Here is a 10,421-nt window from a genome sequence, read left to right as displayed (position 1 = left end):
GCTGCCTGCGGATGTGGCGCTGTTTTCATCAACCCTGCAATGTAAGACGCTGTAATATTTTCCTTATCCGGTATGGTAACCATTTCAATAGGATGTTGTATCATTTGCTGGTAATAAACTTCGGAAAACCATACTGGTGCTGCATCGCTTTGATTGTATAAAATACGCATGGGCGTTTGGCGATGGTGTATTTGTGTTAAGTAAGTAGTGCTGTCTTTAACTTTCGTTTCCATTATGACTGCCCTTAATTGTTCTCCACCAGCTTTTACATAGGCTTCTTCAATACGCTTTCCAATACCTTCCCAGGCAGGATTTGGCATACTAACCCGCACGTCTTTTCTACCAAGATCTTTTAAACCTTGTATATTTTTAGGATTTCCTTTGGGTACCATGATGGCTAATTTATTAAAAGCATACACAGCAGTATTGGTAAAATAAGCCGTCATTTGATCCATCCGGCTTTTCCCTGCGCTGTAAACATCAGGCTTTAAAGTAATGCGCATATTGCCAATGGTTATGGAGCCGCCTTCAATCTGTTTTGCCAAAATACCTGGTGGCAAGGTTTCTACAAATATTCGTTGATATTGCGGATACTGTTTTTTAAAACCAGCTAATAAATCATCCACACACATAAACTGATTGCCTGCAAAAAATACCACTAACTGTGGGTCGCTGATATCTCCAAACAGATCAGGTACATTATCTACACCTGGTATGGTAAACATTACTTTGCTTTCTGGTGGCGTATTCCAGGGCGCATCAAACCGATATTCCTGAGCTTGTGCGGTAAATAAACAACTTATTATTATTAAAAATGCCGTAATTATTTTTTTCACTTTTATACTTTATTTTTTATTTTATGGTTTAATACTAGCCCAACCCTCACCCTGCCGGATAATCAATTCTCCATTACCACTTGGCACTACAGCAACAAAATCGTACAGCTGATCACGCGTGATTTTTCTTTCTTTTAAAGAGTTGTTACATTGCGCTATTATCACGCCTTTTTGTACTAATTCTTTAAGTTCGGCTTCATATTTACTTCCTTTTAAACAGGCATCCGTACCACCACTAAAAGTCACCAATTCAATTTCAATTTTGCCTGCAAGCCTTACATCGTTTAAAGCATTGTTGATATTCCGAAGGGCCTTTTCAATAATTTTAGGATCTGCATTATCCAGCTGGTAAATGGTATGGTACATTTTTTTTGTAGCTTTTGCACCAGTAAAAGACTTATTTTTTTCTAATGCGGCGTCATTGCTTTGTGCCATAGCAGCGGTTGCTAATAATACAAAACTTAGCAGGGTAAGTGTTAACTCTTTCATGATTTACTATTTAATTTTTGAAAATTGTTTGATTCTACAAATAAGCGTATTTAGGTCGTTTTTCAGTAAAGGTATCTGTATACGCCCAAATGAAAAATCAATTGATTTCCTGAAGAGATTCTTCCAGTTTTACCCCTTGTTTTTGTACAGCATTGTCTTGGCCTTTCCAAGGCAGCTGCATTGGCTGCTTTTTCTTGCGTTAGTTCAGGCTCACGATAGTCTGTATCCAAAAGGGAACTTATTTGTTACAAATCCTGCAAGAGTACTAAGGCGGTAAAGACCTGCCACATCATCGAAAATATGCGCTCGCCGCAATGGCGCCTGATTCTACCCTGGCTAATTTATATTTAAAAATCTTCTTCATCATTGCTGCTGCAGATTTGGCATTTGGCAGCATACCATTTTTACCCGCTACAGTATAATCTTCTACTGTTAATATTCTATTTTTCGTTTGCTGGTACCACCACAGATACACCATTTTGGCATACCATTACCAAGGCATTTTATCGAAGCATGCATAGCCTTTATTGCCTTGTCAGCAATGGTTTCGCTTCAGAACAATATATCAATCTACGCAACAATTTCATCCGGTTATAAAACGTAGGAACGCGCTTTCAGAAAATAGTTACACGGGTTTTACTTTACATTCGCCTTTTATTAACATAAATAAATTCACTTTATGCAAAGCCAAACAAAAGCCTTGCGCATCCTGGTAGTAGGTTGCGGCAACATGGGTGCTTCTCATGCCATGGCATATCATACAATGAACGGATTTCAAATCTGCGGATTGGTATCCAGGGGAAAATCGAAGGAGCTGTTAAATGCCAGACTGGGCAATCAATATGCGCTGTTTGATGATATGGACACCGCAATAAACGCTACGCAACCGGATGCTATCTGCATTGCAACTTATCCCAATACGCACGAAAGTTTCGCCCTCAAAGCATTTGAAAGCGGTTGCCATGTATTTATAGAAAAGCCGGTGGCTGATTCAGTTTTAGCCGCTGAAAACGTAGTGACCGCCGCTAAAAAAGCCGGCAAAAAATTAGTGGTGGGTTATATCCTGCGGCATCATCCTTCGTGGGAGCGCTTTATTGAATTAACCCAACAATTGGGCAAGCCGCTGGTAATGCGCATGAATCTGAACCAGCAAAGCGATGGTGCCATGTGGACATTGCACCGCAACCTTATGAACAGCCTGAGCCCAATCGTTGATTGTGGCGTACACTATATTGACGTAATGTGCCAGATGACCAGGAGCAAACCTATTGCAGTACATGCCATCGGTGCACGACTTACTGAAGCTATTCCGGCAGGCAATTATAATTATGGCCAGCTACAAATAAAATTTCAGGATGGCTCCGTAGGCTGGTACGAGGCTGGCTGGGGACCAATGATCAGCGAGACCGCCTTTTTTGTAAAGGATGTTTTTGGTCCCAAAGGTTCTGTATCAATTGTGGCCAAAGAAGCAGGCGGAGCTGGTAAATCTTCGTCTATTGAAGCCCACACCAAAACTGAATCGCTGCGTTTTCATCATGCAGAACTGGATGAAGATGAAAAATTTCTGAAACCAGACGAATGGATCAACCTCGAAGATGAGCCAGATCACCAGGAGCTTTGTAACCGTGAGCAACGTTATTTTCTCAACGCAATTTTGGAGGATACAGACCTGGCCGCTCATGCCGATGATGCTGTTAACAGTTTACGGATTGCTTTTGCCTGTGATGAATCTATCAGGACGGGGCAGGTGATATCGTTGGTGTAAAATAAAGATGGACTTTTTTTATAGATTAAAAAGAGTGTACGACAAAGCATATTCAATGTAGTAGTTTGGTGCTGTGTTCGTTTAAAAAAGTAAAATTGTCCAAGCTAAAACTACCCGAACAAAACGGCATTGACAATTGTAATGGTGGGTATTAATATTTCAGTAAATTATAACACGGGCGCCGGATAGCTGACATCAACGGCTTTCGTTCAGCAACGCTTAACTTTGTATTAAACAAAACACATTATCATGGAAAAAGCAATTCTTGCCGGAGGCTGTTTTTGGGGAGTAGAAGAACTCATCCGCAAGTTACCTGGCATTCATTCAACAGTTGTGGGGTATACGGGCGGCGATGTACCCAATGCAACCTACCGCAATCACGGCACCCATGCTGAAGGCATTGAAATACAATTTGATCCGTCGATTTTATCCTACCGCAGTTTGCTGGAATTTTTTTTTCAGACCCATGATCCTACCACACTCAACAGGCAGGGAAACGATCGTGGCCTGTCCTACCGCTCTGCTATTTTTTACCTGGATGCAGGGCAGAAAGCAACGGCTGAAACATTGATCAGTGAAATGAATGCTTCTGGTAAATGGCCTGGGCGGGTAGTTACTGCAGTAGTACCAGCCACCGATTTTTGGAATGCTGAAGAAGAACACCAGGATTATCTTCAGAAGAATCCTTATGGATACACCTGTCATTTTATTCGCCCCGAGTGGAAAATAAGCTAGTGATTGGCGAAATTTTTACCATTCTCTATTGCCAGTGCATATTTAAATTATCCCTATAACTTTTGGTAGAAATTAAAAAAGCAAGGCGCTGTTTCCCCGGGCAGCGCCTTGTATTTTTAATAAATAAATCGCTATTTAAGCGTTGCTAAAAAAGCCACTACATCCCTGATCTCTTTTTTACTAAGAATATTTTTCATCTCCGGCATGCTGGAAAGTGCATTTGTTCTTTTTGCCACCTGGTTTTTGCTTACTACTGCATTGGGTTCACCACTAATCTTTACCGTTAATATTTTGTCTGTTTCCCCTTCTAAAATACCCGAGATGGTTTTACCATTTTTCAGCTGCAATGTTACACTGCCATAGCCAGGTGATAATCTTGCACTCGGATTGATCAAGGCCTCCAGCAATTTTTGTCTTGGCAGGCGGCTGGCAATGCCATTTAGTTTTGGGCCGGCATTACCACCCAAATCATCATAAGAGTGGCAGCGGATACATTGTGATGCCTGGCCTTGAAAAAAGATATTCTTTCCATGGGCCACATCACCGCCATATAAACTACCGGCAAAAGAAGCCGTAAGTTCATCTGCTGAACTGCTGGCAAACGCTGCTTTATATTTTGCAATCAGCGGTTGGCTTTTGGTGCTGTCAATTGCCTGGCCCAGTTCAAAATAAATATCCGGGGATAATTTTTTGTCTGACAACTGCGCCAGCAAACCCGTAAACACCTCATTGGTATTGCTCACCGGCAGATTGCCCAGTGTAAGCAGGGCTGCCTGTTTTTCTTCCGTGGTTTTAGTATTGATAACGTCTGCAAGCAACTTTACCATCAAAGGCTTTGGAATATTTAGTTTGCTGATCATGTCAATACCAGCCACCCTCACTTGTTTGTCGGTGCTGGTTAACGCAACCTGTATAGCTTCTGCAACTGTTGTATGCTGCATGGCTGCCAGTGCTTTCAGTGCCTCCACTTTTACAGGCGCATTGTTATCATGTTTCAGCAGCAGCAGCAATTTTGATGCGCCCTGCACAAGGTTCAGTTTGCTAACTGCCTTTATGGCGCTAAGCCGCACAGCAGCGTCATTGCTGTTTAGCAGTGTCACCAATGCGGTGCCAGCCTTGCTAATTACGAGCATACTATCTCTTTGTATCACACCACGGAATCTTCCATCAACCCTGTCTACAACAGATGGCCTGGCCCAGTTGCCAAGTGTAGCAATAGCCTCCGCTTTTAGTGCCGGCGGGTTAGCCGCCGCAGCATAATTTACCAGGTTTTGTATAGAAGCCACAGTGCCCAGCCGTGAGTTGGCACTGATTGCCCTTCTAATCAACGCTTCATTTTTAAAAGTAGTGGTGTTTAGTAAAGCCGCCAGCGCAGGGATGGCGCCTTCTATAGACAGATCATCATTGATACCCCGTGCTGCCTCTGTTACAATAAACTCATCGGCATCGTTTAAAAATGTTGCAATACCGGCATTACCCATTCTTCTCAATGCCACCACCGCAGCAATTCTTACGCCACGGGACGGATGGTTTGCCAGTGCAATTATGGGATCAGCTTTTCCAATTCTTGCCAAGGCAAGGCTGCCTGCATGACGCAGGTATGCATCTTTATCATTGTTGGCAGAAAGCATTTCTACGATTGCGTTAGTAGCTGGTTCATACACAATTCTACCAAGTGCTTCGGCTGCAAAAAAACGGGCACGGCTGGCAGTATCTTTCAACAGCGGCAGCAGGTATTTACCGGCACCTGCGTATTTAATATCGCCAAGCCACTTGGCTGCCTGCGCTCTTATCTCCGCATCTTTATCCTGCAAAAAAGGAAGGAGTGCAGCAGCGTATTTTTTATCTTGCCGGGCCAACTGACTAATGCCCCAGATTGAATTTACCCTTGCCAGTTGGTTAGCAGTTTGGGTAAGATATTGCTGAAACATCGCTGCACCTTTTTCTTTTCGTTTCACCAGTTCAAACTGTGCTTTCATTCTTACCCTCATGTCAGGATTCTTTAACAATTCGCCGAGCGATGCTTCGCTATTGACAGTAAAATCAGCTGCCAGCAAATTTTTTGTCAACACGCGGTCTGGGAGTGAGGCTGCATTTTTATCATCCATTTTCCATATTCGTCCGTAGTTATGCGTGCCCCATCCGTCAATCCAGTCTGCTACATACATAGCACCATCCGGGCCAAAATCAAGCCCTGTAGCCAGCACACCGCCCAGTACTTTCTTGTTTTCGCCTAGTGAAAAACCTGCACCTGCAGGATTAAGTTTGAAACTGTAAATACCTGATTGTGCAGGATTGCCCACAAACTCAGCCACAAAAAAAGTGTTGTTGTATTTGGGGCTTAATGCCGTACCAGGATTGTACACAAAACCTGCAGGACCGCTGACAAAATTTTCTATACATGGCGTAATGTATGCTGCCTGTCCTTCAAACCTTGGCTTCCACAAGTTTTCTGCCATCCACACTTTATAACTATTGTTTTTTGGATCATTGTATTTACCATACTGCCAGTTGCTCCGCCACCCAATGTCGGCCCCGTTTACAATATATACCAGCCGTTCTTTCTCACCGGCATGATCACCATCATTGTCTTCACTGATGAGGTTGCCATACTGGTCAAAAGCAAACTCATGCGTATTGCGGTTGCCGTAAGCAAATATTTCAAAATCACTTCCGTCAGGGTTGCTACGGGCTATCACGCCGCTATTAGGATGCTTCCATTCCTTTCCGCTTTTGTCTTTTCCGCTAAATCCAATGTCGCCGATCTGCCAGTATATTCTGCCATCGGGGCCCATTTCCACTCCAGACATACCGTGGCCGCTAAACCCGATGTGAATGCCATATCCATGAGACATAGAAGTTTTTTCATCTGCTATACCATCACCATTTTTATCCTCCATTCTCCACATATCCGGACCTACGGCAACGTACAAATTTTTTCCATCAACCAGCACCCCGCCGGCAACATCCGTTACTTCGTCATGAAAATCGTTTACCACCAACTGCGTTCTATCTGCTACACCATCACCATTTACATCCTCCACTTTATACACCTTTTCTGTTTCAACGGTCATGTCTTTCCAGTCGTGGGAGCCATCTTTATTTACATCTTTCAGCCATTCATTTTTTTTGCTGTTTTCAGGCGATAGGGTGCTGTGCAAAAAAGCACGCTTTTCTTCTACGGTTTGCAGTTGTATGGAGGCAAGCTCCCAATCCTGGTGGCCGCGAATATCAAATTCAGAATTCTTCTGCCGGTTGGTAGTGGTGTAATAAATTTTACCCGAATCGTCTATGTCGATTGCAATGGGAGAAATTATCAGCGAATCGACACCCCACAAAGAAAGGGTAAGACTGTCGGCCAGTTCTGGTTTGACCAGTGCGCCAATAGAATCGGCCATTGACTTGGTTTTCGCCGGATTCATCTGGTAAATATGCTTATCAGTAACGGCGTAAGCATCTTTTTTTTGATTACACGCTGCAAGCAGGCTGATAACTGCTATGCCATAAAAAATGTGGTTTGAAAGATAACGGGGAAGCATACAGTTGAATTTCATATTAGACAATTATAAAGGTGGAGATACAATATTATGGCAAAAGCAGGATTGTTGAAAATGTTTATTCTGCTTAGGGGAAAATAATGAAGTTCAACATCACCCTTAAGCAATTAGACAGAACGATTGCTACTAATAGTATGCTGTGCAAGTATACCAAGCGAATACAGCGTAATACCAATCCTTGAGTCATTTTACAACTGACATAAAATAAAATCAGCAAAGCCACCTGAAATTCAGTGCTGAGTTTTTTCGCCCGAATGAATTTGATTATATAAACATGGCATTCGTTAAAATCCAGCATTCAACACGTTGATAAATTAATATGCGTATACCCGGTACGTTGTGGAGTTAGTAAATGAATTATAAATGCTCTAGCGTGACATATTTGAAAAATATTTTCCAAAAAATGTTGTCTTTATGAAAAGTGTTCCCCTTTCTTAACCTCTGAAATTGATGTAGTAATTAGTAGCCGGGCAAAGATCAATAATTTCCAGTCCCAGACTTGCAGTATGTGCAGGCTAACAACCAGGAAGCTATTAGTTTTCTTTAACTACAAAATAGGGCAACCTATCCAGCGGAACAGTTATTTCAACCGTTGTACCACCTTTATAAATTTTCCCATCATCTCCCATCCATTTTCCTTTGCTGAGTTTTGGAAACCGTACTATTCTTGTTTTATTTTTGCTTTCAAGCATGGGCGCCACCATGATGTTATCTCCCAATAAAAACTGATCATTTACAGTGGAAAGACCCTGGTTTGGAAAAACATATTCCAGGTATTTTACAATGGGCTCTCCGGTTGTAGCTGTAGCCCGTACTAATTCCATAATAACCGGCATAAATTTATTTCTTACAGCAATTACTTTTTTAATGGCATCAAAATGTACACTATCCAGTACTCGCCAGGGTGCCACTGAAAACTGCATCATGGGCATCAGGCCGTGGCATTGTGCAGAGCGAACAATTAGGTCCTGGTCCAGGTTATTTTTGTTACCCCAAAAGGAACCAATTTCCCCGCCACCAATCATGTCGGGGCATGCGTATGTGTAACCCACCAGCCCCTGCAATAATATATCCGGAATCAATGTTTTTATATCAACCCAGTTGTGTGCTTTATCCCTTAGCCTTTGTACCAGTGGCTTTCCGCCCATTTTCCAGCAGGCCCGGTATTCATTCAGGGGATACTTTAATCCGATGGTTGCAAATAACCGGCTGTGTTCATTGGCCGTAACTTTTTTCATTGATATCAAATTAGGTGGATAGTATTCAAAATCTCCGGCATCTAATTTATAACCATCTACACCATACATGTTTTGCAAATAATTCAACCGACCCTGAAACCAGTTTACAGCAATGGGATTTGTAAAATCAAGTTCTGCAGAAAAACCATTCCACCATTTCACCAATAAAGATTCGCCATTGTTGCTGCTATCTTTTAACAGCGCACCTTTTTCAGAAAGCTCCCTGTATTCTTTACTATCGGCGCTAACAAAAGGGCAAATCCATAGCATTACTTTAAATCCCAGGCTATGCAATTCATCCATCATTTTTTTAGGATCCGGAAATTTTTTTGAATAGAAATCCCACACACCATAATTTTCCTGCCAGGTGTCATCAATCATTAACACACCAGGTGCCAGGCCATTGTCGATGATGGCATGCGCATACTTTAAAACATCTTGCTGGTTTTGATTGTAGTTCAGTTCTATCCAGGTATTGTATTGCGGCTTTGTTACCAATAAAGTATCCGGCATTTTACCATCCGCAGGAAAATATTTTTTACGAACATATTGCTGCACTTCTTTCAAGGTTTTACCTGCTTTGCCCGTATCAACGATGCCTAAACCGGTAACGCTTATTGTACCATCGGCTACTGAAAACTTAAAAGGCTCTTCACTCCATATAAATCTTCCTTTATTGGAAAGTAACAAAGGCTGCACCTGGTTACCTTCATTATTACCCAATAAATCATTTGAATATTTTGTAACCACAGAGAAAGGCATCAGCTGCCCGTGATTGATGATACCACACCACCACATTTCATTAGTTTGTACAACTATTTTTATTAAATTAATCTGGGCACAACAGGATGCGCTGCAACATAAAATAAAAAGGATATTGAGTTTAATTTTTTTCATGATCTTATTAATAAGTTTCAAAAAAAAGTGAGGGCCGTTGCCTGGATTTTTTAAAATACATACACAAGTTAGCCTTGCATCCACAAATCAAAAATAGGCTATAAAAAAAATTAAAAGATACACAAACGCTTGCACAGAAGAGGTTGGGTGTAAACGTTTGATTTAGTATCATTGGGCGTTGTTGCATTAATTTCCCAAACTAAACATGATATGGTTACCCGTTGATTTATTTTGAAAACCGAATGCCCACATTTATAATTGAACTAACGAACCCACAAGGAATACTCTACCGCACACATTCAAAAACTGGAGCCAGGTTGAGGCAAAATAATTGAACGCAGGTATTAAAAAATAGCGGAGGATGATACAAAAATAATCACAATACCTTCGCTAAGAAAGGCTAAAAAAATTTTCTGTAATGCAATAATTATTTAATAGAATACTTGTACTTATACCGCTCAAATAATTGTTTCTGTTTGTTATCTAAATTAATTTCACGGCCTTGTATAAATGCCTGTGTAACCTTGCTGCTCTTCATATCCAGCAGGTCGCCTTCGCTGATAACAATGTTGGCATCCTTACCAGTTTCCAATGAACCGGTTATGTTATCAATGCCTAAAATTTTAGCTGCATTTAAAGTTATAGCCGATAGCGCTTCTTCTTTTGTTAAGCCATAAGCCGCCATGGTACCGGCCTGAAAAGGAAGGTTGCGCTGGCGCCAGAAACCATCTCCACCATCCTGGCAGATAGTAAATAAAATGCCAGCCTTTTGTAAGGCGGCACCGGTTTTATAAGGCTGGTCTACATCATCATCATCCGTAGTGGGTAAACTATGTGGCTGCGATAAAATAACAGCCACCTTATTTTGCTTCAGCATATCGGTCATCAGCCAGCTATCCCCTGC

At 41.7% G+C, this 10,421-nt stretch carries 8 protein-coding genes; 2 read left to right on the top strand and 6 right to left on the bottom strand.

The genetic code is table 11. The features are described 5' to 3' along the window. From H7254_RS04895 to H7254_RS04885, 3 genes are all read right to left on the bottom strand, one after another. A partial coding sequence (locus tag H7254_RS04895) for a substrate-binding domain-containing protein (protein ID WP_301931924.1) occupies positions 1-836 on the bottom strand: 836 nt, incomplete at its 3' end. Positions 837-857: 21 nt separating this feature from the next. Next, positions 858-1,325: a DsrE family protein gene (locus H7254_RS04890; protein ID WP_301931923.1), complete on the bottom strand. Its 468-nt coding sequence runs from the start codon at positions 1,323-1,325 to the stop codon at positions 858-860. A gap of 289 nt (positions 1,326-1,614) precedes the next feature. Further along, positions 1,615-1,803 carry a hypothetical protein gene (locus H7254_RS04885; RefSeq protein ID WP_301921366.1) on the bottom strand — a complete coding sequence of 63 codons (189 nt, stop codon included), beginning with the start codon at positions 1,801-1,803 and terminating at the stop codon, positions 1,615-1,617. Between the two features lie 201 nt (positions 1,804-2,004). On the opposite strand from H7254_RS04885, the gene H7254_RS04880 reads away from it, so the two are divergent. Together H7254_RS04880 and msrA are read left to right on the top strand one after the other, a co-directional pair. Then, positions 2,005-3,090 (top strand): Gfo/Idh/MocA family protein, encoded by a 1,086-nt coding sequence (locus H7254_RS04880; protein ID WP_301931922.1) that lies wholly within the window; start codon positions 2,005-2,007, stop codon positions 3,088-3,090. 246 nt (positions 3,091-3,336) lie between these two features. Further along, on the top strand, positions 3,337-3,825 hold the full coding sequence (gene msrA / locus H7254_RS04875) for a peptide-methionine (S)-S-oxide reductase MsrA (RefSeq protein ID WP_367875418.1): 489 nt from the start codon (positions 3,337-3,339) through the stop codon (positions 3,823-3,825). Positions 3,826-3,956: 131 nt separating this feature from the next. Here the strand turns inward: msrA and H7254_RS04870 are convergent, their stop codons facing one another. The 3 genes from H7254_RS04870 to H7254_RS04860 all read right to left on the bottom strand — a co-directional run. Further along, positions 3,957-7,379: a HEAT repeat domain-containing protein gene (locus tag H7254_RS04870; RefSeq protein ID WP_301931920.1), complete on the bottom strand. Its 3,423-nt coding sequence runs from the start codon at positions 7,377-7,379 to the stop codon at positions 3,957-3,959. Between the two features lie 536 nt (positions 7,380-7,915). Continuing rightward, positions 7,916-9,517 carry a glycoside hydrolase family 31 protein gene (locus tag H7254_RS04865; RefSeq protein WP_301931919.1) on the bottom strand — a complete coding sequence of 534 codons (1,602 nt, stop codon included), beginning with the start codon at positions 9,515-9,517 and terminating at the stop codon, positions 7,916-7,918. 427 nt (positions 9,518-9,944) lie between these two features. Then, a partial coding sequence (locus H7254_RS04860) for an amidohydrolase family protein (RefSeq protein WP_301931918.1) occupies positions 9,945-10,421 on the bottom strand: 477 nt, incomplete at its 5' end.

This window comes from Ferruginibacter sp., from assembly GCF_014377975.1.
GTDB lineage: Bacteria > Bacteroidota > Bacteroidia > Chitinophagales > Chitinophagaceae > Ferruginibacter.
Note: the sequence above shows the minus strand (reverse complement) of the source record. Positions and strands in the feature narration are given on the sequence as shown.

What these genes read in the sequence shown, in the direction of transcription:
- H7254_RS04890 (WP_301931923.1), bottom strand. Translation starts at nt 1,325, where the DNA reads ATGAAAGAGTTAACACTTACCCTGCTAAGTTTTGTATTATTAGCAACC.
- H7254_RS04885 (WP_301921366.1), bottom strand. Translation starts at nt 1,803, where the DNA reads ATGGTGTATCTGTGGTGGTACCAGCAAACGAAAAATAGAATATTAACA.
- H7254_RS04880 (WP_301931922.1), top strand. Translation starts at nt 2,005, where the DNA reads ATGCAAAGCCAAACAAAAGCCTTGCGCATCCTGGTAGTAGGTTGCGGC.
- H7254_RS04870 (WP_301931920.1), bottom strand. Translation starts at nt 7,379, where the DNA reads ATGAAATTCAACTGTATGCTTCCCCGTTATCTTTCAAACCACATTTTT.
- H7254_RS04865 (WP_301931919.1), bottom strand. Translation starts at nt 9,517, where the DNA reads ATGAAAAAAATTAAACTCAATATCCTTTTTATTTTATGTTGCAGCGCA.